We start from the raw sequence: 25662 nt of genomic DNA, 5'->3' as shown, positions 1-25662 counted from the left end.
TTCGAAACCCACATGCCACTTATGAGCGGCAGACTTTTGACAGCCACCGCTTTTTCATGAGCACCGCCATTATCCGGTGATGCCCTGAAACCTGCTCAAACGATGCCGCGCTGACCTTTGATGCTTTCCGGCCGCGCGATCCATCGCCTAATTCTTCAATTACTTCTTTTTCTTCGGGGCCATGACCATGATCATCTGGCGCCCTTCCATCTTCGGCATTTGCTCGACTTGACCATGCTCTTCGAGGTCGGTCTTCAACCGCTCGAGCACGCGCATGCCGATTTCCTGGTGAGCCATTTCCCGACCGCGAAAACGCAACGTGATTTTCGTCTTGTCGCCATCTTCGAGGAAGCGCGTGAGATTGCGCAATTTCACGTTGTAGTCACCGTCGTCGGTGCCCGGCCGGAACTTGACTTCCTTGACCTGAACGATCTTCTGCTTGAGCTTGGCCTCGTGCTGCTTCTTAGCTTCCGAGTACTTGAACTTACCGTAATCCATCAATCGGCAAACAGGTGGAACGGCCTGCGGCGCGATTTCGACGAGATCCACGTCCTGCTGTTCCGACATGCGGAAAGCATCGGCCAGTTTCACGATTCCGAGTGGCTCGTTGTCCACTCCGACCAAGCGCACTTCCGGTGCAGTAATTTCCCCGTTGATGCGATGTGCAGACTTATCAGTAGCGATGTTACGTTTCCTCTAAAAATCTAAAAAAACTAGCCGCGCTGCGGGTGGGCTTACTTGTACGCCTGCACGTCCTGCTGCAGACGCTCAAGGAATGCATCGACCGGCATCACGCCAGCATCGATACCGCCACGAGCACGCACGGCTACGGTTTGTGCCTCACGCTCCTTGTCCCCGACGACCAGCAAATACGGGACCTTCTGCAGCGTGTGCTCTCGTATTTTATAGCTAATCTTCTCGTTGCGCAAATCGCTCTCTACTCTAAGCCCTTGTTTTTGCAACGATTGGGTCACTTGCAGTGCATATTCCGCCTGACTTTCAGCGATATTCAGCACCACAGCCTGCACCGGCGCGAGCCAGGAAGGCATTGCACCAGCGTAGTGCTCGATCAGAATGCCGAGGAAACGTTCCATGGATCCGACGATTGCACGGTGCAACATCACCGGGCGCTTGCGGCTGTTGTCTTCCGACACGTACTCCGCGCCGAGGCGTTCCGGCAGAACCATGTCGAGCTGCAGCGTTCCGCATTGCCACGATCGGCCGAGCGCGTCCTTGATGTGGTACTCGACCTTCGGACCGTAGAACGCACCCTCGCCCGGCAGTTCTTCCCATGTGAGACCGCACGCCGTCAGCGCTTCGCGCAGGCCCTGTTCGGAGCGATCCCAGGTTTCGTCGGTACCGGCACGCGCGTCGGGACGCAGCGACAGCTTGATGTCGATCTGATCGAAGCCGAAATCCTTGTAGATGCTCATCGCGAGCGTATTGAACGCGATGGACTCCTCGATGAACTGGTCTTCCGTACAGAAAATGTGGGCGTCGTCCTGAACGAAACCACGCACGCGCATCAGGCCATGCAACGCGCCCGACGCTTCATTGCGATGGCACGAGCCGAATTCCGCGTAACGCAGCGGCAGGTCGCGGTATGAACGCAAGCCATGATTGAACACCTGCACGTGGCCAGGACAGTTCATCGGCTTGATGGCGTAATCGCGCTTCTCCGACTCCGTCGTGAACATGTTTTCACGATAGTTCTGCCAGTGGCCCGACGCTTCCCACAACGAGCGGTCCATAATCATCGGCGTCTTGATTTCGAGGTAACCGACTTCGCTCAGGCGACGGCGAATGTATTGCTCGACTTGTTGCCAGATCGCCCAGCCCTTCGGATGCCAGAACACCATGCCCGGCGCTTCTTCCTGCAGATGAAACAGGTCGAGTTGCTTCGCGAGCTTGCGGTGATCGCGCTTCTCGGCTTCCTCGAGCATGTGCAGATACGCTTCCTGGTCTTCCTTCTTCGTCCAGGCCGTGCCGTAAATGCGCTGCAATTGTTCGTTCTTCGAATCGCCGCGCCAGTAGGCGCCCGCGACCTTCATCAGCTTGAAGACCTTCAGCTTGCCCGTGGACGGCACGTGCGGGCCGCGGCAAAGATCGGTGAAACCGCCGTGTGAGTACAGCTTGATGTCGTCGGTGGACGGGATCGATTCAATGATCTCCGCCTTGTACTTCTCGCCAATGCTCTTGAAGTAGTCGACCGCTTCGCCACGCGTGACCACGCGGCGCGACACCGGCTCGTCCTTCTTCGCGATTTCGGCCATGCGCTTTTCGATCTTCTCGAGATCTTCCGGCGTGAAGGGACGGCTGTACGCGAAGTCGTAGTAGAAGCCGTTCTCGATCACCGGGCCAATGGTCACTTGCGCGTCCGGATACAGATCCTTGACGGCGTAAGCCAGCAAATGCGCCGTGGAGTGGCGAATGATGTCGAGACCGTCAGCGTCTTTTTCCGTGACGATAGCGAGCGACGCGTCGTGATCGATCAGCGTGGATGTATCGACGAGCTCGCCGTCGAGCTTGCCGCCCAGCGCAGCCTTCGCGAGTCCCGCGCCAATCGACGCGGCGACTTCCGCAACCGTCACAGGGTGGTCGTACTGTCGAACCGACCCGTCAGGCAAACGTATCGAAACCATTTCGTTCTCCAAGACGCCGGCGGCCGGCGCCCAAGTTCATTCAACAATGCCTTGCAAACGCCAGGTCAATCGCGCGAAGGCAAAAAAAATGCGGCCCCACATTTTGAGGGGCCGCATTCACTTTTCCTACAACTGCAAAGGCGAAAGTGGTCCTCGACTAGCGTCGCTCCGAAGTTGTTTCGGTCAACGTTCGCGGTGCCATCTTGTTCATTTGCCTTTCGCGCCAAGACGCTTGCTGCAGTTCTGAAAATCCAGCGTGAACCGGATTTTCACTTTCGTTGGTAGGCTCGATTGGACTCGAACCAACGACCCCCACCATGTCAAGGTGGTGCTCTAACCAGCTGAGCTACGAGCCTGAAGAAGCGAAATTATATGGAGCGTTTTGAATCTTGGCAAGTGCTTTCCTGCGATGACACTGCAGATATTCGTCGATACGTTTAAGAAGCATCAACAATGCGCTTCAAATTCAACGCGTTATGGGCGTATCAAGCGTGTGCGGCAGCAAGTGTTTTCCTCGCGAGCCCGCAACTCAGGCCCGTCGCGACGCGCTCACCACACCCTGTACTTCACTCAGCAACGAGCACGCGCGCTGAATTTGCGCGGCGCTCGACACCTCTACCGTAAATTGCATGTACGCCACGTTGCGCCGGCTTTGCGTCTTCACGCCGGTCACGTTCATCTTCTCGCGTGCGAAGACTTCCGAAATATCGCGCAGCAGGCCTTGCCGGTCGTTCGATTCCACGGCGAGATCGACCGGATATACCGACGATCCGCGCCCGTTCATTACGTCGGCCGACCACGCTGTTTCAAGCACGCGCTCAGGCGAACGCTCGGCCATGCGCTGGAATGTCGGGCAGTCACTGCGATGGATCGACATGCCCTTGCCGCGCGTGACGAAGCCCGCGATGCGATCCGGCGGAGCCGGACGGCAACACCTTGCCAGTTGTGTCAACAACGCGTCTACGCCGACGACCAGCACGCCGGTAGACGCACCTTGCGCCACGCTTTGCCCGCTGCTGCGCTTCTCGAATTGCGCGGGCGCTTCGGGCTCCGGTTCCGGCGGCGGCGTGTCGTGCAGCGCCTGCTCGATGTTGCGCAGGCTGAACTCTTCCTTGGCGACAACCGCGTACAGATCTTCAGGTGTCTTGAAGCCGAGCTTCGACGCCAGCTGGTCGAGGTTGACCGAAGTCTTTCCCTCACGCTGCAGCGTCTTTTCAACGAGCGCGCGCCCGTTCGCGATGTTTTCTTCAGAATCGACCGCGTTGAACCACGCGCGCACCTTTTGCCTGGCACGCGGGCTGTGCAAATAGCCGAGCAACGGATTGAGCCAGTCGCGCGACGGGCCGCCCTCCTTCACTGCGACGATCTCAACCGTCTGGCCATTTTGCAACGGCGTGTTGAGCGGCACCATGGCCCCGTCGACACGAGCGCCACGGCAACGATGCCCAAGCTCGCTATGCAGGTGATACGCGAAGTCAACAGCGGTCGAGCCTTGCGGCATGGCGATCACGCGTGCTTGCGGCGTGAGCACGTAGATATGGTCGTCGTCGAGCGTGGCCTCGCGCAAATGTTGCCACGGCTGCGCACCCGGCTGATCGCCCTCGGATACGTCCTCTTTCCACGCCAGCAACTGACGCAACCACGCGATCTTTTCGTCGTATTTGTCACTGGCCGTTACCTGGCCGCCATAAGCGCGCGTGCCGGCTTCCTTGTAGCGCCAGTGGGCCGCCACGCCGTATTCGGCGAAACCGTGCATTTCCTGCGTGCGGATCTGGACTTCAAATGCTCGCCCGTCATCGCCTACCACGACGGTATGCAGCGACCGGTACCCATTCGCTTTTGGCCGCGAAATGTAGTCGTCGAACTCCCGTGGCACCGGTTGCCACAAGTTATGGACGATACCAAGCACCGTGTAGCAATCCTTGATGTCGTCGACGATCACACGAAACGCGCGCACGTCATTCAGCTCGGAAAAATCCAGTTCCTTGCCGCGCATCTTTTTCCAGATGCTGTAGATGTGCTTCGGCCGGCCGCTCACTTCCGCCCGGATGTTCGCGGTGGCCAGCTCCTTCTGCAAGCGTGCGATAGCGTCAGTCACATAGGCTTCGCGCTCGACACGTTTCTCGTCAAGCAACTTGGCGATACGCTTGTAGGTGGGCGGTTCCTCGAAGCGAAACGCGAGGTCCTCCAGTTCCCACTTCAATTGCCAGATGCCCAGCCGGTTCGCAAGCGGCGCATAGATCTCAAGTGTTTCACGCGGCACATCGGGCGAAGGCTCAAGCTTGTTCGCGGCGTAGTAGCGCAATGACTGCAGCCGTGAAGCCAGCCGGATCAACACCACGCGGATATCTTGCGCGAACGCGAGCAGCATCTTGCGCAGTGCTTCGACCTGCGCACGGCGCGCCGCCTGCGCGTCGCGTCCCGTCTCCGGCAACGTTGCCTGGGTAGCCCGTGAACTGAGCGAACCCAGCCGCCACAACTTGCGGACATCGGCGACCAGGCCTTGCACTTCCGCGCCGAACCGCTCGCTGATGACAAGCTCCGGATTGTCGATGTGCGGCGCAATGGCAAACAGCGCCGCCGCCACGATGGCCGCCGGATCGACATTCAAGGTCTGCATGATCCGCGCCGTGCCGGCAGCGTGCTCGACCAGCAATTCCCCGCTCGTCAACCGCGCGTCTTTCGCATGTTCGCGGACGAACGCGAGCGCGTCGTCGATGGACGGCGCCGGGTTCAACGCACGGGGAACGGCGGTATCAGGCATACGGGTTAATCTATTGCTCGCAATGTTTCGGGCTTAGCCAAGCACGGCAGCAACGACCACCACTTCCACGAGGCAAGCCGGATTCGCAAGCTTCGCTTCCACGGTAGCGCGCGGCGGCGCATTGCCTTCCGGTACCCACATGTCCCACGCCGCGTTCATGGCGGCGAAATGGACCAGGTCGGCGAGATAAATCTGCACTGACAAAAGCTGCGTCTTGTCGCTGCCGGCTTCTTCCAGCAAACGGTCGATATGGCCAAGAACTTCGCGGGTCTGGCCCGTGATGTCCTGGTCGGTGTCTTCAGCGATCTGGCCCGCGAGATAAATGGTGCCGTTGTGGATCGCGATTTCCGAAAGACGCGCGCCAACATGGTGACGAATGACTGCCATGAGTGTTCCTGAGTGAATGGTCAAAAAATCCGGACGAAGCTCAATATTATGCCTCGGACGTTTCAGTATCGAGGAAGAACCGGTACGCAATCTCAATCTGATCGGGCGCCAGGAACGCCGGCGCGTGACCCACGCCCGCGATCTCCCTGGCCGTCACGGCGTGCCCGCTCGCGACCATTTTTTCGACGGTCTCGCGTGACAGCAAGTCCGAATGCTCACCCCGCACGACCAGCACCGGATGCTGAATGGACGCCAGCGAACGCCACAGGATCGCCTCGCCGAGCGAGGCCGCGTTCGCGTCTGCCGCAGCGAACGGGACCGCGATCTTCGGGTCGTATCGATACCCCCAGCGCCCTTCGCGCTCCTGCATCAACGGCATGTTGATCGCCCGCCATTCGTCGGCGGTCAGCGGCCCGAACGACGCGGCGAGTTGCGCCGCGTTGTCGATGCCTTCCTGCAGCGTGGCAAAGGTTTCGCCGCGGCCGAGATACGTGCCGATACGTTCCAGCGCCACCGGTTCAATATGCGGCCCGACGTCATTGAGCAGCATTTTCCGGATGGGTGAATTCGGCAATCCGGCGAGCCCAAGGCCGATCAGTCCGCCCATGGACGTTCCAAACCAATCCACCGTTTCAACATTCAGCCGTGCAACGAGCGCGACCATGTCGCACACGTACTGGGGCACGCCGTAATGCTTGGGATCAACCAGCCAGTCCGATAGACCCCTTCCGACCACATCCGGACACACCACCCGATACTCGCTGGCGAACGCCTTCGCGACTTCGTCGAAATCCCGGCCTGAGCGCGTCAGCCCGTGCACGCAGACAAGCACGCGCGGGTTCGCCGGATCACCCCATTCGGTATAAGCCATGCGATGCAGGCCCGACGGGCTGATGCACTGCACGTGGCGCTGACGTGGCGTGGGAACAAACGAAGGCGCAGCTTCGACGATAGACGCGGACATAAGATTTTCCTCGGTGCGATGGCGCTGCGGCAGTCGGATAACTCAACTGAAATCGATTGTAAACGCTTTGCCGAATGCGCTTCGGCGCGATGCCGCAGCGTTAGCCGAACGGTCTGAACAAAGGCGCCATGTGCGGCCTCAAAACGCGAACCGCAAGCCCGGTTACGGCCCGATCGGCCTGTAGCAAACGCAGCAAGCCAAAAATAAAAAACCGTTCCGACTCACATCGGAACGGTTCAATTCGGCTGATAAAACAACCGTTGCGAAAGACCTTACTTGACGCCGCTCACATCGAGTGGAGCACCTGTTTTCTGCTGGATCTCTTCCACGCTGACGCCCGGCGCGAGTTCGACAAGTTTCAGTCCGGCATCGGTGATATCGATTACGCCAAGATCCGTAATGATCCGGTCGACCACGCCAACACCCGTCAGCGGCAACGTACAGGCTTCGAGAATCTTGTGCTGATCGCCCTTCGCCACATGCTCCATCAACACGATCACGCGCTTCACGCCCGCGACCAGATCCATCGCGCCGCCCATGCCCTTGATCATCTTGCCAGGGATCATCCAGTTGGCCAGGTCACCCGTCTTGCTGATCTGCATGGCGCCCAGGATGGCCAGGTTCACGTGGCCGCCACGGATCATCGCGAACGAATCCGCCGATGAAAAAATCGACGATCCCGGCAGCGTGGTCACCGTTTGCTTGCCGGCATTGATCAGGTCGGCATCGACTTCTTCTTCCGTCGGCGACGGCCCGATGCCGAGCAGGCCGTTTTCTGATTGCAACCACACTTCCATGCCTTCCGGCACAAAGTTAGCCACCAGCGTGGGCAAACCAATGCCCAGATTCACGTAAAAACCGTCCTGCAATTCCTTGCCCGCCCGCGCGGCCATCTGGTTCCGGTCCCATGCCATGATCAGTCTCCTTTTGCGCGCACGACGCGTTGTTCAATGCGTTTTTCCGGATGTGCGTTCAGCACGATGCGCTGCACGAAAATGCCCGGCGTGTGAATAGCGTCGGGATCGAGCGCGCCCGTTTCCACGATTTCCTCCACTTCGACCACCGTGATCTTGCCGGCCATGGCGCACATCGGGTTGAAGTTGCGGGCTGTGCGGCGATAAATCAAATTGCCCGATTTATCGGCTTTCCACGCTTTCACCAGCGCGACATCAGCGGTGAGCGAATGTTCGAGCACGTAGTGATTCTCGCCAAATTGACGCGTTTCCTTGCCGTCCGCGATCACCGTGCCATAGCCCGTGTTGGTAAAAAACGCCGGAATACCCGAGCCGCCCGCGCGCAGCTTTTCGGCCAGCGTGCCTTGCGGCGTGAATTCGAGTTCGAGTTCGCCGGCCAGATACTGGCGCTCGAATTCCTTGTTCTCGCCGACATACGACGAAATCATCTTCTTGACCTGACGGGTTTCGAGCAGCAGCCCGAGTCCGAAGCCGTCAACGCCCGCGTTGTTGCTGATGCAGGTGATGCCCTGAACGCCAGTGTCGCGCAATGCCGCGATCAGCGCTTCGGGAATGCCGCACAGACCAAAACCGCCCACGGCAAACGTCTGCCCGTCCTTCACGATGCCATCGAGCGCCTCTTTCGCGCTGGGATAGATCTTGTTCATCTGTTTGTCCCTTCCTGATCTGGATGAAATTTGTTTGTTTAGTCGTCTACGCGACTGATTTGCTTGGCGCGAGACGACTTTCTCACGTGGCGAAAGAGTACGACGCCGGATCGATCCGGCACAATACGCAAAAATACATAAGTAGTAGCCGTATTGAACAGATTGAAATAGTTAAACCCGACACGTGCGAGCCAAATGCGTCAACTGGATTACCAAACAGCGTTTCATCTTGCGCCAGTCGGACTGGTGTTGTCACGAGAACGGATCATCGAAGACTGCAATGCGCAGCTCTGCGCAATTTTCGGTGTCGCGCCGGAAGCCTTGCTGGGCCAGTCGTTCCAGGTGCTGTATCCGTCGCCCGTGGAGTTCGAGCGGATCGGCGAGCGCATCGCCGCGTTGATGCATCGCCAGGGCAGCTACGCCGATGACCGCATCATGAAACGCGCAAACGGGGAATTGTTCTGGTGCCACGTGACAGGGCGCTCGCTCGACCTGAGCGCGCCGCACGCGGCCGGCGTATGGACCTTCGAGGACCTGAGCGCGACGCGGCGGGTAGCAATCGAACTGACGCCCCGCGAGCGCGAAATTGCCGCGCAACTCGTTACCGGCAAGACCAGCAAGCAGATCGGCCGCGCGCTTGATATCAGTTCGCGGACCGTGGATATCTACCGGTCGCGGCTCATGCGTAAATATGACACGGGCAACGCGACCGAGTTGCTGCAACGGCTGTTAGGCGACTAGACGGGCGTTCCCGCTGTCTCGATGGCATGGCGCAGCAGATCAGGAATCTGCACCGATTTCGCCGCCGCGTAGTCGATCCACACGCATTTCGCCGTGCCCCGGGCATAGAGCGTAGCGGGATCGTCGGCGCGATAGAGCTCGAAACGCGTGTCGAAACTGCTGCGGCCCGGCGGCCCCACGAACATGCTGCCGATCACGTCGCCGGGATAGTGGAGCTGCCGCAGGAATTCCATCGATGCATTCACGATCACCGGCCCCTGCCCTTCAACGTTGGCGCCGGCCAAGGCCAGTTGCCGGAACCACGAGATCCGCGTTTCTTCCATGAACCGGAAGTAGACCGTGTTGTTCACGTGGCCGAAGGCGTCCATGTCGCCCCAGCGCAGCGGCATGGGCAGATCGATGACACGATGAAAACCGGCTGTCGCGCTCGTCTGATCGAGAATCTGGCTCATAGGCCAAACCCGTCGTCGGCGGCGATTACCGAGCCGTTGATGAACTGTGATTCGTCGGCGGCCAGCAGCAGCAACAAGCCATCAAGGTCTTCAGGCGTACCCACCCGGCGACGCGGCAGCATGGACAGCAGTTTCTGGCCAGCCTCGCTTTTCCAGTGATGGTGATTAAGCTCGGTATCGATATAACCCGGGCAGATCGCGTTCACATTGATGCCGTGACGCCCCCATTCCTGCGCCATCGCCTTCGTCATATGAATGACTGCGGCCTTGCTCATGGAGTAGATGCCGATCTGCGGCAAGGTTTTGAGCCCCGCCATGGACGCGATATTGATGATCCGGTAGCCCGGTTTGGTCGTGCCGTTGCCACGCATGATCATCCGTTTGGCGACTTCCTGCGCGACAAAAAACGCGCCGCGCGTATTGGTATCGAATACGAAATCGAAGTCGGACGGCGTCACATCCGTCAATTTTTGCTGCGTCGAGACGCCCGAATTGTTCACGAGGATGTCGATCGTGCCGGCCTCCGTCTCCGCGTGGGCGACGGCCGACTTGATGCTCTGGTAGTCCGTGACGTCGAGCGACACGACGTGCGCCGCGCCGCCGGACGCCTCGATCTCGGCGCGCAATTCCTTCAGGCGCTCGGTGCGCCGGCTTGCCAGCACGACCCTTGCGCCCGCCTGCGACAGCACTTGCGCGAAGCGCTTGCCAAGTCCGCTGGAGGCGCCGGTGATCAGCGCGCATTTGCCTTCCAGGTTAATCGAACGGCCCATTGTTTTTCCTTGGTTGAAAGCGATTGAGGTGCCCGGATCGAACTGGCTTTACGTTGTCCGCCCTAAGGTTCGCTCCACGATTCGCCCTAAATAAGCATCGAACAGCGTCGAATCCAAACAGCCGGTATGCTATCCTAAAATAATACGATCGTGCTAATTTCAGGATCGCCGGTTGCACCCCGCGAAGGGTTCCCTGACAATACGCGATCCCCAAAAAAGCATTCTAACGTTAGACAGGAGCATTGGATGACCCCGGAGAGTCTCATCGAGCAGTACGGTCCCCGTGAATCCATGGAGTACGACGTCGTGATTGTGGGCGGCGGTCCTGCGGGGTTATCGGCGGCTATTCGGCTGAAGCAGCTGGCGCAGGAAAAAGGCGTGGAGCTGGGTGTCTGCGTGCTGGAGAAAGGCTCGGAGATCGGTGCGCACATTCTGTCGGGCGCCGTCATGGACCCGCGGGCGTTGAGCGAATTGCTGCCTGACTGGAAGGCTCAAGGCGCACCGCTCAATGTAGAAGTCACCGAGGATCGCTTCCTGTTCTTGTCGAAGGACAGTGCAAAACAGGTGCCGAACTGGCTGCTTCCCGACAACTTCAAGAACCACGGCAACTATGTCGTGAGCTTGGCGAACGTGACGCGCTGGCTGGGGCAACAGGCGGAAGCGCTGGGCGTAGAGATCTTCCCGGGCTTTCCTGCAGCCGAAGTGCTCTATACGGAAGACGGCGCCGTGCGCGGCGTGGCGACGGGCAACATGGGCGTGGGCAAGAACGGCGAGGCGACCGGCAACTTCCAGCTCGGCATGGAATTGCACGCGAAATACACCCTGTTTTGCGAAGGCGCGCGCGGCAATCTGGGCCGCCAGCTCATGGATAAATTCAAGCTCGGCCGCGATGCCGATCCGCAGGTCTACGGCCTTGGCATTAAAGAGCTCTGGCAGATCGATCCGTCGAAACATAAGCCGGGCCTGGTGATCCACACCGCCGGCTGGCCGCTTGAAACAGATACCTACGGCGGCTCGTTCCTCTATCACATGGACGATAACCAGGTGATGGTCGGCTTTGTCGTCGGTCTGGGGTACTCGAATCCGTACCTCTCGCCGTTCGAGGAATTCCAGCGCTACAAGACGCATCCGGCGATACGCACGTTCCTTGAAGGCGGCAAGCGTGTTTCGTATGGAGCGCGCGCGATTACGGCCGGCGGGTTGATGTCGTTGCCGAAATTGGTGTTCCCGGGCGGAGCGCTGGCCGGCGACGATGCCGGGTTTCTGAATGCATCGCGGATCAAGGGCAGTCATGCCGCGATCAAGTCCGGCAAGATGGCCGCCGAAGCCGCGTTCGACGCCGTGCAAGCCGGTCGTCGAGCCGACGAATTGAGCGCCTATCCGGACGCGTTTAATAGCTCGTGGCTCAAGACGGAGCTATATCGCGCACGCAATTTCAAGCAGTGGATGAGCAAGGGCCTGTATCTCGGCACGTTCATGGTCGGGCTCGAGCAGAAAGTCATGGGCGGCAATGTGCCGTGGACGCTTCATCATCAACACGCCGATAACGAAACGCTCAAACCTGCGTCGCAATGCAAGCCGATCGTGTATCCGAAGCCGGATGGGAAGCTGACGTTTGACCGGCTGGCGTCGGTGTTTATATCGAATACGAATCACGAGGAAAACCAGCCTCCGCATTTGACGCTGAAGGATGCATCGGTGCCGGTGGATGTGAACTTGAGAACGTATGCGGGACCGGAAGGCCGATATTGCCCGGCGCAAGTGTATGAGTTCGTGAAGAACGACGACGGCAGCGAGCGCCTGCAGATCAACGCGCAGAACTGCGTGCACTGCAAGACGTGCGATATTAAAGACCCGACGCAGAATATCGTGTGGGTACCGCCAGAGGGCGGCGGCGGGCCGAATTATCCGAACATGTGATCGTTCGGGTTTTTCTTGAAAAATAGCGCCGGTTCTTATGTCCAGAACCGGCGCTATTTTATTTGGCGATATGCGCAGCGATGTGAGGCGTCGTCGTCACCACATCGCCATTTTGCGCACGATGCCGTAACGCATGATCGATCAGTACGAGCGCGAGCAGCGCTTCGGCTATCGGCGTCGCCCGGATGCCAACGCACGGATCGTGACGGCCGAAGGTTTCGACGGTGGCCGAATGGCCGGCTTTATCGATGGATTCACGCGGCGTGCGGATGCTCGACGTCGGTTTGATCGCAATCGATACCGTGATGTCCTGCCCGCTTGATATGCCGCCCAACACGCCGCCGGCGTTGTTCGCCGCGAACCCCTCTGGCGTCATTTCGTCGCCGTGAACCGAGCCGCGTTGCGCGACGCTCGCGAAACCCGCGCCAATTTCAACGCCTTTCACGGCGTTGATGCCCATCATCGCTTTCGCGATGTCGGCGTCGAGGCGGTCATAAAGCGGCTCACCCAGCCCGGCCGGCACGCCCGTCGCAATCACGCCGATGCGCGCGCCGATGGAGTCGCCGTCCTTGCGCAGCGCGTCCATATATTCTTCGAGACGCGGCACGATCTCCGCATTCGGCGCGAAAAACGGGTTTTCGCGCACGTGTTCCCACGCAACGAACGGAATCGGGATCTCGCCAAGCGCGCCCATGAAACCGCGTGTTTCGATACCCATACGCTCACGCAGCCATTTCTTCGCCACCGCGCCGGCAGCCACGGTCGGCGCCGTCAGCCGCGCCGACGACCGGCCGCCGCCGCGATAATCACGGATGCCGTACTTCTGCCAGTAGGTGTAATCGGCGTGCCCGGGACGAAAGGTCTCGACGATATTGCCGTAATCCTTGCTGCGCTGATCCGTATTGCGGATCAGCAACGCGATAGGCGTGCCGGTCGTCTTCCCTTCGAACACGCCGGAAAGAATCTCGACCTGATCGGCTTCCTGACGCTGCGTCACATGCCGCGACGTACCCGGTCTGCGCCGATCCAGTTCGATCTGGATATCGGCCTCCGAGAGTTCCATTCCCGGCGGGCAGCCGTCGATCACGCAGCCGATCGCGGGACCGTGCGACTCGCCGAAGTTCGTGACGGTGAAAAGCGTGCCGAGTGTGTTGCCGGACATGAGCGTCGTCCTGAAAAAGCGAAAGAGCCAATATTATGCCAGCCGAGCGTGGATTAAGCCCCCGGGCGCGGGGGCGTTCGGCTGCTCCGTGCTGCGCGAGGCCCTACTCGCGCCCTATTTGCGGACGCCTCGCAGCGTCGAGACTACTTGTTGCAGATGCTCCGGCGTGGCATCGGCGGGATCGATCGGCTCACCGACTGCCAGCGTCAAGCGGCTCATCACGCCGCGATGAATGGGACGCGGCCAGCGGTTGTCGTCGTGGCGCGAAAAAACGCTGCCCCACAAACCGCGTAAAGCGATGGGCACCACCGGGGCCGAATGGCGCTTGAGAATCTCTCTGATGCCATGGCGGAACGGGTTGATATCGCCAGTTCGGGTGAGCTTGCCTTCCGGGAAGATGCAGACCAGATCGCCGTCGGCGAGCGCACGGCCGCAAGCGTCGTAGGCTTTTTCCAGCAGTTTTGCGTCTTCGTGAGCAGGCGCAATGGGAATGGCCTTGACGTGACGGAACAGCCAGCCGATCAGCGGCGAGCGGAAAATCCGATGATCCATCACGAAGCGGATCGGCCGCGGACTTTCCGACATGATCACGATGGCGTCGACGAAACTCACGTGATTGCACACCAGCACGGCGGCTCCGTGTTCGGGAATGCGCTCGGCGTTCACAAGCCTGATCCGGTAGAACGTATGCACGAGAATCCACGCGAGAAAGCGCAGCAGGAATTCGGGCACGAGCGAATAAATGTATGCGGCCACCACGATGTTCAGCAACGCCGTGGTGAGAAACAGCCCCGGAATGCCGACGCCCGCGGACGTCAGGCCAACCGCCATCAGCGCCGACACAATCATGAAGAACGAGTTGAGGATGTTGTTCGCGGCAATGATGCGCGCACGGTGCGTCGGCTGGCTGCGCGACTGGATCAGCGCGTAGAGCGGCACGCTGTAGAAACCGCCGAACATGGTGAGCAGGAACAGGTCGGCCAGGATGCGCCAATGCACGCCTAGTTGAAGAAATTCACCGACGCCCATCAGATGGCCCGCCGGCGTGATGCCGTGACTGGCAAAAAACAAGTCGATGGCAAAAACGCTGATGCCAATGGACCCGAGCGGCACAAGTCCGACCTCGACACGGCGATTGGAGAGCTTTTCACACATCATCGAACCGATGCCAATACCAATCGAAAACGTGCCGAGCAACACGGTCACCACATCCGGATTCGCCGACAGGACGTCCTTCGCGAAGTTGAAGAACGACGTAAGAAAAGTCGCGCCGACGAACCACAGCCACGAAATCCCAAGCAAGCTCAGGAACACGGTACGGTCCTGGCGCGCGAGCGCGAGGTTGCGCCACGTCTCGCTGAACGGATTCCAGTTGATCTTCAGATCGGGCTGCAGCGCCGCGGTTTTCGGCACGAAGCTTGATGCAACGCGTCCGATCAGCGCGACCGTCAGGCAGGACGCGGCGAGCAAAATGGCGCCGTGCTCGGCCCAACCTGCCGCCGCGCCGCCCATGATCGTCCCGATCAGGATCGCCACGAACGTCCCCATTTCGACCAGTCCGTTACCGCCCACAAGTTCCGATGGCTGGAGATGCTGCGGCAAATACGCATATTTCACCGGTCCAAACACAGTCGAATGCACGCCCATGAGGAACGTGCAAACGTAAAGCAGCGGCGCGCTGTGCCATATGAATCCCGCGCCGCCAATCAGCATCACCACGATTTCGAACGTCTTGACGAAGCGCGTAAGTGTGGCCTTATCGTATTTATCGGCGACCTGGCCTGATGTCGCGGAAAAAAGCACAAAGGGGATGATGAAGATGGCGGAGATCAGAAAGGCGGCGGTTTTCGGATCGACGCCCGAAAAGCGTGCAGCCTGAAACGTGACCAGCGATGTAAAGCCGACCTTAAAGACGTTGTCGTTGAGCGCGCCGAGAAACTGCGTCCAGAAGAACGGTGCGAAACGGCGTTCACGCAACAAGCGGAACTGACTGTCGCCATGTTCGGCGCCGGCCTTTTTCGCGCGGAGTGATGGGGATGTTTCGCTCATGGATTGTTGGAGTTGGCAGTTGAGAGAGTGGTGATCTGGTGAAGAGGCGAAAAAAATGCGCGCCGCTCGGGCGCGCATTTTTGTGCGTGATGTTGTGAGGCGCTGTGGCTCGGCTGTGTGCGTTTCGAGCGGCTTAGTGCGAACGGCGCTACTCGCGCGGCACCCCGATCAACGCGCCTCTTCTTGCTGCTCCGGCCAGTCGCGGATATACGCCTTGAGCATCTTGTTCTCAAAACCCTGCTCTTCCACTACTGCCTTGGCCACGTCATAGAACGAGATCACGCCCATCAATACGTTCTTTTCCATGACCGGCAGATAACGAACGTGATGCTCGAGCATCATCCGGCGCACCTCGTTCACGTCCGTTTCCGGCGTACACGTGATGGGGTGGTCGTCCATGACCTTGCGGATAGTGGACGTGCCCACGCTGCCGCCGTTTTCGCTCAGCGTGAGAATAATCTCGCGGAACGTCAGCATGCCGGCGAGATCGCCGTATTCAATCACCACGAGTGAACCAATGTCGTGTGACGCCATTGTGTTGATTGCTTCATGCAGCGGCGTATCGGGTGTCACCGTAAAGAGCGCGTTGCCCTTGACGTTCAAAATGTCGCTGACTCGCATGATTGTCTCCTCGCGAAAAGCCTGAATATCTATCGATCCTAGCGGAAAGGCACTTAAAAAGAAAGCGCGCAAGAACCCCGTGTTTTGTCTGTAAAAGCCAAGCGGGGCGGGCTTTTGCACCGGGTCGGCGCGTGCAGCGCCAAGGCTGCCCTTGCGCTGCATGGCCGCGCGCCGGCTCAAACGCCGACGCTGGCGTCTACCCCAAGTTTGTCTGACCACACCCGATGTTACGATAAATGACTCTTTTCCAAGGTAGCCCGCCCACGATGCCCGCCAACCGCTTCGACACGCTCGTGCTGCACGCCGGCGCTGCGCCCGACCCTGCCACCGGCGCCCGCGCCACGCCGATTTACCAGACCACGTCTTTCTCGTTCCGCGATACCGACCACGCTGCTTCGCTCTTCAACATGGAGCGCTCAGGACATGTCTACTCGCGCATTTCGAACCCGACCGTCGCCGTTTTCGAGGAGCGCGTAGCCGCGCTGGAAGGCGGCGTGGGCGCGATCGGCACCGCCAGCGGACAGGCCGCGCTGCATTTGGCGATAGCAACGCTGATGGGCGCGGGTTCGCACGTGGTGGCATCAAGCGCGCTCTACGGCGGCTCGCATAACCTGCTGCATTACACGATGCGGCGCTTCGGCATTGACACCACCTTCGTGCCGCCGCACGACCCCGACGCCTGGCGCGCCGCCATTCGGCCCAACACGCGGCTGCTGTTCGGCGAAACGCTGGGGAATCCCGGACTCGATGTTCTCGACATTGAAACCATTGCGGACATCGCCCATTCGAACCACGTACCGCTGCTGGTGGATTCGACCTTCACCACGCCGTATCTGCTGCGTCCGTTTGACCATGGCGCTGACTTCGTCTACCACTCGGCGACCAAGTTCCTGGGCGGCCACGGCACGACAATTGGCGGCGTGCTGGTGGACGGCGGCACGTTCGACTTCACCTCTACTAACCTCTTCCCCGAATTCACCGAACCCTACAACGGTTTTCACGGCATGGTCTTCGCCGAAGAAAGCACTGTCGCACCGTTCCTGCTGCGGGCCCGTCGCGAAGGCTTGCGCGACTTTGGAGCCTGCCTGCATCCGCAAGCTGCATGGCAACTGTTGCAAGGCATTGAAACCTTGCCGTTGCGGATGGACCGGCACGTCGCCAACACCCGCAAAGTGGTCGAATTCCTGCTCGCCCACCCTGCTGTGGAAGGCGTGGCCTATCCGGAACTCGACAGCCATCGCGACTACGCGCTCGCTAAACGCCTGCTGCCGCGCGGCGCCGGCGCCGTCTTCAGTTTCGACCTGCGTGGCGACGTAGCGGCAGCTCGACGCTTCATTGAAGCGTTGACGCTGTTCTCGCATCTCGCGAACGTCGGCGATGCACGCTCGCTTGTCATCCACCCTGCTTCGACCACGCATTTCCGCATGGACGCCGCCGCCCTCGCCGCAGCGGGTATTGCACCGGGACGTATCCGGCTGTCGATTGGCCTGGAAGATCCCGACGATCTCATTGATGACCTCAAGCGCGGCCTGAAGGCATCGCAGAAGGCTGCATCGAGCGCTCCCCGGAGTGGCGACGGGAGCCGCGCATGATGCTCGACGTCGAGGGCGCACCGGCCTACGCCTACACTGGCGGTCACGCGTTCGAGCCTGACCGTCCGGTGGCCGTATTCGTACATGGCGCCGAGCACGATCACAGCGTCTGGGCATTGCAGACGCGCTACTTTGCGCATCACGGCATGAACGTGCTCGCTGTGGATCTTCCCGGTCACTGCCGCAGCGCAGGCCCGGCGCGGCGAAGCATCGCAGCGCTCGCGGACTGGCTGGTGGCGTTACTCGACGCCGCCAAGGTCGACAAGGCGATGCTGATCGGCCACAGCATGGGCACGCTGATCGCGCTCGATTGCGCCGCGCGTTATCCGTCCCGCGTCACCCGTGTTGCGCTGCTCGCTACCGCCTTTCCAATGACCGTGTCCGATACGCTCCTCGATGCCGCGCTCGATCGCGAACCCGATGCCATTGACATGGTCAACCAATGGTCACACTCGTCGATCGCCGCAAAACCGTCCTGCCCCGCGCCGGGCTTCTGGCTACATGGCGCCAACCAGCGCCTGATGGAACGAGTGACCACTCGCGGTGAATCCGGCCTCTTCCATGCCGATTTCAATGCCTGCAACGCGTATGCAGACGGACTGGAACGAGCAGCGGCGCTACGTTGCCCGGTGCAGGTCATTGCGGGTCGCCTGGATGCCATGACGCCGCCGCGCGCCAGCCGCACACTGATCGACGCGATGAAGCAAGCGGGCGTATCTGTTGAAACAGTCATGCTGGACGCAGGCCACGCACTGATGAGCGAGCAACCCGATGCAACTCTCGCCGCATTATTCCGTTTTGCGATGCAACCGGCTTAAGTGACAGAGCACGTTTCCGTTCATCAACTTAGTTCATGAATCAAGCTTAACTGCCCTCTTCCCGCTCCGCCACTAGCCGGATGGGAGGGGGTCTCAAACTTTTTCCAGATCCGAATTGAACGCAGTTGCGCGGCGGGCTCAATCGCCGGAGAATGAATCTTGCTGAGCCAATGCTGCAACCTGCTCGAAGGAGACTGTCATGGCCCAAACCGCGCATTCGGATCACTTCGCGAGCTTCGCCGAGTTCTATCCGTATTACCTCGAAGAGCACCGTAACGTGGTGTCCCGCCGGCTGCACTTCATCGGTTCTCTGGGTGTCATTGGCTGTCTTGCAATGGCCATTGCCACGGGCGATTGGCTCTGGCTTCCGGCCGCAGTCATTTGCGGCTACGGCTTCGCCTGGGTCGGCCATTTCTTCTTTGAGAAAAACCGCCCGGCCACCTTTCGTCATCCGCTCTATAGCCTGATGGGCGACTGGGTCATGTTCAAGGACATCTGTATCGGCAGGATTTCGCTTTAGGGGCGGTCACCCTCAGGGGCGGTTTTTCAGGCAGCTTGATGCGGCATGGACGTCACCGCTTGTGCCGCGGGAGCACCTTCCTGACGAGATGCTGCGCGCGCCGCCAGCAGGGTCGCCAACGTAATCTCAAGTTTCTCGTTGCTCAGCGCATTCATTAACGCGGCGCGGTCAATGTGCGAGGAATCGAGTCGCAACTGATAGTCCAGCTCGTCGCGTTCAATCACGAACAAATCAAACAGACTTGCTACCGTGATCTGTTGCGGATTGGAGATCAGCACATAGCGCGGCACCCGAAGGTTCTCCAGCCTCGCAATCCATTCCAGAGAGTCGAGCTTGCGAACCAGGCGCATGGACGTATCCACGTCACAACGCAACATCCGCGCAAGCTCGAGGCCGGTGTAACCCGGTAGCCCAGCTTCACGCGCTTCCGCAAGGCGAGCGAGTAATTCGAGGGCATCGAGCAGATCGCTCCCCGGAAAATCATTTCGATGAAACTGCCCAATCCGGATTGCCGGCAACGCGGACGTGAGCATTGCACCGATCAGTGTGATCATCCAGCACAAGTAGACCCATAGCAGGAACACGGGCAACGCAGCGAACGCGCCATACACAGCTGTGTAAGTTGGGATACGGCGCACGTAATAACCGAAACCGCGCTTCGTCAGTTCGAATGCGATAGCTGCCACGAGTCCGCCAACGAGCGCGTCGCGCCACTCCACTTTGCAATTCGGCAGGAACACATAGAGCATGGAGAACGCCAGCATGGTGAACGGCAGCGTCGCGCTGGCGAGCGCCCACTCGATCACCGGTGGCAAAAGATTATGCGAACCGGCAAATGCGATGGATTGCGCAAACAGGTAGGACGACATCGACAAGCTCACGCCAAACAGAATTGGGCCGAGCGTGATGATGGCCCAATACACCAGGACGCGTTGAGCAAATGGCCGCGATTTGCGCACGCGCCAGATCACGTTGAACGCGGACTCGACGGTCATCATGGTCATCACCGACGTGACGAACAAGATGATCATGCCGACCGTGGTCAACCCCTTCGCCTTCGACGCAAACTGATTCAGGTACTTGAAGATCTGGCTGTTGATCTGCGACGGCATCAGGTGCGCGGCAAGGAAATCCTGCAACGACATCTGGAATGAAGCGAAGATGGGAAACGCGGTAAAGAGCGCGAAGGCGACCGTCGCAAGCGGCACGAGCGACAGCACGGTGGTGAACGTCAGACTGCCGGCCACCTGCGGCACTCGATCCTCACCCGTACGACGGGCGACGAAGCCGGCAAGCCGCTTCGTTGTGTCGAGATTGATGGGAAACTTCAGCAAGAACCTCTCTCCTTGAAACATGACAACAGATCCGCAAGGCGGCTTGAACAGCCAAGCAAAAGCACGCCAAATGCCACGTCCACGCACCCGATCCTTATAATACCCGTTCACCGAAAAGGCTCATGAACGACATTCTCGTGCTCTATTACAGCCGCAACGGCGCCACCCGCGAGCTCGCCCAGGCGATCGCTCAAGGCGTTGACAGTGTGCCCGGCATGCAGGCGCGCGTGCGTACCGTGCCCACTGTCTCCACCGTTTGCGAAGCTACGCAGCCGGATATTCCCGCCGATGGCCCACCCTACGCCGAAGTGCGCGACCTTGAAGAATGCGCCGGCCTGGCGCTCGGGTCGCCCACGCGGTTCGGCAACATGGCGGCATCACTAAAATATTTCCTCGACGGCACTTCGCCGCAATGGTTGTCCGGCGCGCTCGCCGGCAAACCCGCGAGCGTCTTCACTTCCACGGGCAGCTTGCATGGCGGGCAGGAAAGCACCCTGCTTTCCATGATGCTGCCCTTGCTCCACCACGGCATGCTGATAGTGGGCATTCCGTACACCGAGCCGAAGCTGACCACTACCCAAACCGGGGGCACGCCTTATGGCGCGTCCCACTTCGCCCGCGCTGAAACGGGCGGCAGCGGCATCTCTGCGGACGAGAAAGCATTGGCCATGGCGCTCGGCGCGCGTCTGGCCACGACCGCGCTCGCCCTTCAACGCGGCGCCTGATCGATGACCACTACGCCCGTCCCGGACGCAGCCAACACCCAACCCGGCTTTGCACGCGGAGCCCTGCTGAGCCTGATTGCGCTGATTGCATTGTCGATTGCGTGGGAGCTTTGGCTCGCGCCGCTGCGACCGGGCGGCTCCGCGCTTGCACTCAAGGCAGTCCCGCTGCTGTTCGCGCTGCGCGGCACGCTCCGGCGCAACGTGTACACGCTGCAATGGGCGTCGATGCTCGTGCTGCTTTACCTTGCCGAAGGCATCGTGCGCGGCATGACCGACGGCGGATTGTCAGCACGCCTTGGCTGGCTCGAAGCATTGCTCGCCCTTGTGTTCTTTGTCTGCGCGCTTGGCTTTGTTGCACCGTTCAAACGCGCAGCGCGCGCCGCGAAGCGAGCAAGGGCCGCTGCCGTCTCAATACCGGACTCAACGCCAGACTCATCGTCAACCGGAAATCATTTGTAGCACGGAATATTCCGCGCCGACGAGACCTATGCCGTCCGGCCAGGGTTCGCCCGGCCGAACGTTACGCGATACTGTGCCACCTGTCGTCCACGCCAACGCTTTTTCGAAACCCATGACCGCATCCGATCGTTCACGTAACTTTGTTGAAGCCTGCATCGAAGCAATTGGCGCCGCCCACGTGCTGACCGACGCTCATGACACCGCGCCGTTTCTCACGGACTGGCGCAAGCGCTATCACGGTCAGACGTGTGCCGTGGTGCTTCCCGGCACGACCGGGCAGGTCGCCAAAGTGGTGCAGCTCGCGCGGGAATTCCGCTTCCCTATCGTGCCGCAAGGCGGCAACACCGGACACTCCGGCGGGGCAACGCCAGACGCCAGCGGCACACAGGTCGTCATCAGTTTGCGCAGACTGAGCCGGATTCGCGATGTCGATCCGCTTAACAACACCATCACGGTGGAAGCGGGCGTAATCCTTGCCGACATCCAGGCGCGCGCCGAGCAGGAACAGCGGCTCTTTGCCCTGAGCCTCGCCGCCGAGGGCAGTTGCACCATCGGCGGCAATCTTTCAACGAACGCCGGCGGCACTGCCGTTCTGCGCTACGGCAACACGCGCGAGTTGTGCCTCGGGCTGGAAGTGGTGACGCCGCAGGGTGAAATCTGGGACGGCTTGCGCGGGCTGCGCAAGGACAACACCGGCTACGATCTGCGCGACCTGTATATCGGCGCGGAAGGGACGCTCGGCATCATCACCGCGGCGGTAATGAAACTGCATCCGGCGCCTGTCGCTCGCGTAACGGCACTGGCAGCGCTCGCCTCACCGCAAGCAGCGCTCGATTTCCTTGCTACCGCGCAACGATATGCAGGCCCGTTGCTGACGGGCTTTGAACTGATGTCGGACTTTTCGCTTCATCTCGTCACTACGCATTTCCCGCAGATGCGTTATCCGTTCAGTCAGAAACACGGCCAGACCGTGTTGCTCGAATTATCCGATAGCGAAAGCGAGGAGCATGGCCGCGCGTTGTTCGAACGGCTCATGGAACATGCAATGGAACAAGGACTGGTCAAGGATGCAGTGGTTGCAGAGAATTTGTCGCAGTCAAAGGCGTTCTGGAACTTGCGCGAACACATTCCGCTTGCACAGGCCGCGGAAGGACTCAATATCAAGCACGATATTGCGGTGCCTATTTCCCGCATCGGGCATTTCATTCAGGCAACCGACGCGCTCATCGCCCAAGCCATTCCGGGTGTACGCATGGTGACCTTCGGCCATCTCGGCGACGGTAATCTGCACTACAACGTGCAGGCGCCGGAAGGAGTCGATCCCGAAAGCTTTCTCGCCGAATTCCAGGCGCCGGTCAATGCGCTTGTGTATGAAAGCGTGCACGCGCATCGTGGCAGTATCAGCGCCGAGCATGGCTTGGGACAATTGAAGGTGGCCGAAGCAATGCACTACAAATCACCGGTTGAGGTGCGGCTCATGCGCGCGCTCAAGGCAACGCTCGACCCCGAGAACCTGATGAATCCGGGCAAGGTCCTGCCGGACGTGCGTGCGCCGGGCGCGTCGCACACGTTGTCACAGTAGTAAGGAGATAAGTGCCGTGAAGATTCGCGTTCTGTCCGACCTGCATCTAGAGCACGACGAACCCCTGGCCATTCCGTATGCGGAGGCCGATCTCGTCGTGCTGGCCGGCGACATCCACAATCATGCGGAGGGTCTGCGCTGGGCGGCGGAAAACTTCGGTTCGCAGGTACCCGTGGTTTATGTGCCGGGCAATCATGAATATTACGACGGCGAATTCGGCGCACTCGAAAGCGCCATGCAGGACGCCGCGCGCAGTTTGCCCAACGTGCATTTCCTGAACAACACCACCCTCACTGACCGATACGGGAAATGGCGCGTGCTCGGCACTACGTTGTGGACCGATTTCGCGCTGTTCGGCGCGAGCGATGAAGACATGCGCGAGTCCATCGCAGCGTCGGAGCGGGTGATGCTCGACTACCGTGGCGTGATCCAGGTCGCCTGGCCGGAGCCAGAAGATGAGCCGCGCTCCTTCAGTCCCAGCGACTCGCTGGCGCTCCATGGGCAAGCGCGGGCCTGGCTTGCGGATGAGTTGGCAAAGCCTTTCGATGGCAAGACGATTGTGGTCACGCATCACGCGCCGCTCAAGCAAAGTCTGGCTGAGAAGTTTGCGACGGACCGGGCATCGGCGGGTTTTGTGAGCGATCTACCTTCGCTCGTGCGTGAACCGGTCGCGCTGTGGGTTCACGGCCACACGCATACCGCATTCGATTATTTCGTAGGAGACACGCGCGTGATCTGTAACCCGCGTGGATATCGGGATAGGCGCACGGGTGCACCTGAAAATCCGTCGTTCAAATGGGATAACGTGGTCGAGATCTGAACAGGGGAGGCGCGAAAAACGCGTTTTCGGAGGGAGGCGATACAGGCATGTCTGACGGGTGCAAACTAACCGACCAAGAAGCAACCGTTCGACCGATCAGCGTGATGGCTAAAAACGGGCTAAAAACGCCCGTTCCAGGACGAAAAATCCAAAACGTCAGACGCGCACTAAACCAGCGGCCGACAGCCGGCGAGATACAATTTCCCCGGCGCAGGTCCAAAAACACTGCGCCATAAAAAACAAAAAGACCGATAGCTCGGTCTTTTTTTCTCAACGATCCGAAGAATCGCGCGATTGACGGTTCTTACGTTCATTGATACGGATCGGGATCAGGCGCGCGCGTTTCGCGTTTTCGCGGGCCGTACGCAGCAGTTCGCGGGTGGCAGGCACGGCGATCAGAGCCAGCAGTGCATAGATGGCGATCATCAGCGGCGTATTCATAACTTCCTCAGATATTGTCGAATCGGTAAAAAGTGAATCGGTGAAGCTAAAAGACAGACTACAAGCTATCAAGATGCAGCCGAAATAGACGTAAGCAAGTGTTGCATTGCGACAACTATACAGCATCGATAAAAGCACACTAAGCAGCCGCGCGTTAACTAGCCCCTTAACTACCTCATTACCCGCTTAGCCCATTCTCCTGCTCATAAGTTTATGACGCCACAAATTCTTGCAGGGATTTTTCATCGGCGGCGAGTGCGGCAGGCAACTCAGCACGCAAATACTCGACCCAGGTCCGGATCTTCGCGTCCAGGTACTGACGCGAGGGATACAACGCAAACAGATTGAGCATCTGCATGGTGTATTGCGGCAAGACACGCACCAAGGACCCCGCGCGCAACGCAGGCAGGGCCGATGAAGTGGGCAATATTCCCACGCCCATACCCTCGCTGATTGCCACTGCCATGGCTTCCGCCACATTCACCGTGAAGGTCGATGGCCCGAGGGTGACGGTTTCCTGTCCGTTCGGACCATCGAAGGTCCATTTGTTCGGCGGAAACGCGGGCGTAATGAGTTGCAAACACGTGTGCCGCACCAGATCGGACAAGACATGCGGCACACCGTGTTCCTGGATATAGCCCGGCGACGCACAAGCGATGCTGAACGCGCTTCCCAGGCGCTGGGAAACCAGCCCTGAATCGGGCAACTCGGTCCCAAGCACAATAGACACGTCAAAACCTTCATCCAGCAGGTCGGGCACGCGCTGCGCAAGCGTCAGGTCGATCTGCACCGATGGATGCAGTTTTCGGTAACGCGAAATCATCGGCACGATGTAATGCTGGCCGATACCCGCCATGGCGTGCATCTTGAGCTTGCCGGCCGGGCGCGCGTGCGCGTCGCCGGCTTCCGCTTCCGCCTGATCCACATACGCCAGAATCTGCTCGCAGCGCTGCAAATAACGCTCGCCGGCTTCGGTCAGCGCGATCCGGCGCGTCGTCCGGTTGAGTAAGCGAGTGCGCAAGTGCGCTTCGAGATCGGAGACGGCGCGCGATGCATAAGCGGTGGTCGTGTTCAGTTGCTGAGCCGCGGCAGTGAAGCTGCCGGCTTCAACAACCCGCGAGAACACGCGCATGTTTTGAAGCGTATCCATGAGCCTTGGGTCTCGTTCCGGTGATCCCGCATTGTTACGCCATAAGCAACGATGATTACATCAAAACGCGTAACAATGCTTTTCATTTTTGCCAGTTACTCGCCAATCGAGGCAAAAATATAATTCTG

General features: G+C 59.7%; 24 protein-coding genes and 1 tRNA gene. 9 read left to right on the top strand and 16 right to left on the bottom strand.

The features are described from left to right. Positions 1–159: 159 nt before the first annotated feature. From infC to ACSQ83_RS04420, 8 genes are all read right to left on the bottom strand, one after another. Complete coding sequence (gene infC / locus ACSQ83_RS04455; protein WP_075643994.1) at positions 160–684, bottom strand: translation initiation factor IF-3; 525 nt, start codon at positions 682–684, stop codon at positions 160–162. Between the two features lie 50 nt (positions 685–734). Beyond that, positions 735–2642: a threonine--tRNA ligase gene (gene thrS, locus ACSQ83_RS04450; protein ID WP_414968229.1), complete on the bottom strand. Its 1908-nt coding sequence runs from the start codon at positions 2640–2642 to the stop codon at positions 735–737. A gap of 279 nt (positions 2643–2921) precedes the next feature. Beyond that, positions 2922–2998, bottom strand: a tRNA-Val gene (locus tag ACSQ83_RS04445). 173 nt (positions 2999–3171) lie between these two features. Further along, the gene (locus ACSQ83_RS04440) at positions 3172–5406 is read right to left on the bottom strand and encodes a RelA/SpoT family protein (protein WP_436227336.1); all 2235 of its coding nucleotides are present in this window, start codon (positions 5404–5406) and stop codon (positions 3172–3174) included. A gap of 33 nt (positions 5407–5439) precedes the next feature. Further along, positions 5440–5793 (bottom strand): RidA family protein, encoded by a 354-nt coding sequence (locus tag ACSQ83_RS04435; RefSeq protein ID WP_414951398.1) that lies wholly within the window; start codon positions 5791–5793, stop codon positions 5440–5442. A 46-nt stretch (positions 5794–5839) separates the two neighbouring features. Next, positions 5840–6757, bottom strand: coding sequence for an alpha/beta fold hydrolase (locus tag ACSQ83_RS04430; protein WP_414951399.1), 918 nt, complete (start codon positions 6755–6757; stop codon positions 5840–5842). Positions 6758–7029: 272 nt separating this feature from the next. Further along, the gene (locus ACSQ83_RS04425) at positions 7030–7671 is read right to left on the bottom strand and encodes a CoA transferase subunit B (protein WP_436227335.1); all 642 of its coding nucleotides are present in this window, start codon (positions 7669–7671) and stop codon (positions 7030–7032) included. Between the two features lie 2 nt (positions 7672–7673). Then, complete coding sequence (locus tag ACSQ83_RS04420; RefSeq protein WP_436227334.1) at positions 7674–8378, bottom strand: CoA transferase subunit A; 705 nt, start codon at positions 8376–8378, stop codon at positions 7674–7676. Between the two features lie 195 nt (positions 8379–8573). Between ACSQ83_RS04420 and ACSQ83_RS04415 the strand changes: the two genes are divergently transcribed. Beyond that, a complete protein-coding gene (locus ACSQ83_RS04415; RefSeq protein ID WP_414951402.1) occupies positions 8574–9119 on the top strand; it encodes a LuxR C-terminal-related transcriptional regulator in 546 nt (181 codons plus the stop codon). Here ACSQ83_RS04415 and ACSQ83_RS04410 read toward each other — a convergent pair. Together ACSQ83_RS04410 and ACSQ83_RS04405 are read right to left on the bottom strand one after the other, a co-directional pair. Continuing rightward, positions 9116–9508, bottom strand: coding sequence for an acyl-CoA thioesterase (locus ACSQ83_RS04410; protein WP_414951492.1), 393 nt, complete (start codon positions 9506–9508; stop codon positions 9116–9118). The genes ACSQ83_RS04415 and ACSQ83_RS04410 overlap by 4 nt on opposite strands. Positions 9509–9567: 59 nt before the next feature. Further along, positions 9568–10341 (bottom strand): SDR family oxidoreductase, encoded by a 774-nt coding sequence (locus tag ACSQ83_RS04405; RefSeq protein WP_414951403.1) that lies wholly within the window; start codon positions 10339–10341, stop codon positions 9568–9570. Positions 10342–10587: 246 nt separating this feature from the next. On the opposite strand from ACSQ83_RS04405, the gene ACSQ83_RS04400 reads away from it, so the two are divergent. After that, entirely contained in the window at positions 10588–12261 is a 1674-nt protein-coding gene (locus ACSQ83_RS04400; protein WP_436227333.1) for an electron transfer flavoprotein-ubiquinone oxidoreductase, read from the top strand. A gap of 58 nt (positions 12262–12319) precedes the next feature. Here the strand turns inward: ACSQ83_RS04400 and aroC are convergent, their stop codons facing one another. From aroC to ACSQ83_RS04385, 3 genes are all read right to left on the bottom strand, one after another. After that, the gene (gene aroC, locus ACSQ83_RS04395) at positions 12320–13423 is read right to left on the bottom strand and encodes a chorismate synthase (protein ID WP_414968233.1); all 1104 of its coding nucleotides are present in this window, start codon (positions 13421–13423) and stop codon (positions 12320–12322) included. Positions 13424–13537: 114 nt separating this feature from the next. Next, entirely contained in the window at positions 13538–15472 is a 1935-nt protein-coding gene (locus ACSQ83_RS04390; protein ID WP_436227332.1) for an MFS transporter, read from the bottom strand. A gap of 168 nt (positions 15473–15640) precedes the next feature. Further along, positions 15641–16093: a CBS domain-containing protein gene (locus tag ACSQ83_RS04385; protein WP_031359018.1), complete on the bottom strand. Its 453-nt coding sequence runs from the start codon at positions 16091–16093 to the stop codon at positions 15641–15643. Positions 16094–16359: 266 nt separating this feature from the next. Here ACSQ83_RS04385 and ACSQ83_RS04380 point away from each other — a divergent pair, with 266 nt between their 5' ends. The 3 genes from ACSQ83_RS04380 (at position 16360) to ACSQ83_RS04370 (ending at position 19023) form a co-directional block, all read left to right on the top strand. Then, positions 16360–17685, top strand: a complete 1326-nt coding sequence (locus tag ACSQ83_RS04380; protein ID WP_436227485.1) for an O-acetylhomoserine aminocarboxypropyltransferase — start codon at positions 16360–16362, stop codon at positions 17683–17685. Next, positions 17682–18503: an alpha/beta fold hydrolase gene (locus ACSQ83_RS04375; protein WP_436227331.1), complete on the top strand. Its 822-nt coding sequence runs from the start codon at positions 17682–17684 to the stop codon at positions 18501–18503. The genes ACSQ83_RS04380 and ACSQ83_RS04375 overlap by 4 nt, the downstream gene beginning before the upstream one ends. A 199-nt stretch (positions 18504–18702) precedes the next feature. Beyond that, positions 18703–19023 carry an Mpo1-like protein gene (locus ACSQ83_RS04370; protein ID WP_060819075.1) on the top strand — a complete coding sequence of 107 codons (321 nt, stop codon included), beginning with the start codon at positions 18703–18705 and terminating at the stop codon, positions 19021–19023. A 26-nt stretch (positions 19024–19049) separates the two neighbouring features. Here the strand turns inward: ACSQ83_RS04370 and ACSQ83_RS04365 are convergent, their stop codons facing one another. Further along, entirely contained in the window at positions 19050–20378 is a 1329-nt protein-coding gene (locus ACSQ83_RS04365; RefSeq protein WP_414951408.1) for a YihY family inner membrane protein, read from the bottom strand. A 101-nt stretch (positions 20379–20479) separates the two neighbouring features. On the opposite strand from ACSQ83_RS04365, the gene wrbA reads away from it, so the two are divergent. The 4 genes from wrbA to ACSQ83_RS04345 all read left to right on the top strand — a co-directional run bounded on the left by wrbA (position 20480) and on the right by ACSQ83_RS04345 (position 23943). Then, positions 20480–21082 (top strand): NAD(P)H:quinone oxidoreductase, encoded by a 603-nt coding sequence (wrbA, locus tag ACSQ83_RS04360; RefSeq protein WP_436227330.1) that lies wholly within the window; start codon positions 20480–20482, stop codon positions 21080–21082. A gap of 3 nt (positions 21083–21085) precedes the next feature. After that, positions 21086–21541, top strand: coding sequence for a DUF2069 domain-containing protein (locus ACSQ83_RS04355; protein ID WP_414951410.1), 456 nt, complete (start codon positions 21086–21088; stop codon positions 21539–21541). 112 nt (positions 21542–21653) lie between these two features. Further along, on the top strand, positions 21654–23123 hold the full coding sequence (locus tag ACSQ83_RS04350; RefSeq protein WP_436227329.1) for an FAD-binding oxidoreductase: 1470 nt from the start codon (positions 21654–21656) through the stop codon (positions 23121–23123). 16 nt (positions 23124–23139) lie between these two features. Continuing rightward, the gene (locus tag ACSQ83_RS04345) at positions 23140–23943 is read left to right on the top strand and encodes a metallophosphoesterase (protein ID WP_436227328.1); all 804 of its coding nucleotides are present in this window, start codon (positions 23140–23142) and stop codon (positions 23941–23943) included. 270 nt (positions 23944–24213) lie between these two features. On the opposite strand, the gene ACSQ83_RS04340 is transcribed toward ACSQ83_RS04345, so the two are convergent. Together ACSQ83_RS04340 and ACSQ83_RS04335 are read right to left on the bottom strand one after the other, a co-directional pair. Then, positions 24214–24384 (bottom strand): hypothetical protein, encoded by a 171-nt coding sequence (locus ACSQ83_RS04340; RefSeq protein ID WP_160172471.1) that lies wholly within the window; start codon positions 24382–24384, stop codon positions 24214–24216. Positions 24385–24595: 211 nt separating this feature from the next. Then, complete coding sequence (locus ACSQ83_RS04335) at positions 24596–25534, bottom strand: LysR family transcriptional regulator (RefSeq protein ID WP_436227327.1); 939 nt, start codon at positions 25532–25534, stop codon at positions 24596–24598. Between the last annotated feature and the right edge of the window lie 128 nt (positions 25535–25662).

It is taken from the genome of Caballeronia sp. LjRoot29, assembly GCF_964252755.1.
Lineage (GTDB): Bacteria > Pseudomonadota > Gammaproteobacteria > Burkholderiales > Burkholderiaceae > Caballeronia.
This window is presented reverse-complemented; position numbering and strand designations above follow the sequence as displayed.